1 protein-coding gene is annotated in these 460 nt (G+C 42.8%); it reads right to left on the reverse strand.

Going from position 1 to position 460, the window contains the following annotated elements:
• Positions 1-460, reverse strand: a 460-nt coding sequence (locus OCV47_RS03870) for a reverse transcriptase domain-containing protein (RefSeq protein WP_262653906.1), incomplete at both ends; no start/stop codon positions are given.

A 460-nucleotide genomic window follows, 5' to 3' on the forward strand; every position in this document is an offset into this window, starting at 1 on the left:
GCTAATAATGGCGAAATAACCGAGCCTTGGCTCGTTCCCAGTTCGCTTATTTCTAGGATGTCCCCATAGAGAATCCCTGATTTCAGCCACTGCCTTATGAGTTTTTGGATTCTTCTATCTGAGATTCTTAACTCAATAAGCGCCATTAGCTTATCTTGATTTACGTTGTCAAAGAACTTTTCGATGTCTGCATCTACCACGTAGTAACCTTTGTTGTTGCATGCTTTTCTGACTACCTCTAGTGCCTGTTTTGCACTACGCTTCGGTCTGAATCCGTAGGAAAAGTCCTTAAAGTCCGCTTCGAATACGGGCTCTATTGCTATCTTTGTAGCCATCTGCACAATTCGGTCTTTCACACATGGTATTCCAAGTGGTCTCTGACTTCCGTCTGGTTTTGGAATCATCACTCTTCGAACTGGTAGTGGTCTGTATGTTCCGCTTTTTAATTCTGTCTGTATTC

The organism is Muricoprocola aceti (assembly GCF_025567005.1).
GTDB classification, from domain to species: Bacteria; Bacillota; Clostridia; order Lachnospirales; family Lachnospiraceae; genus Marvinbryantia; species Marvinbryantia aceti.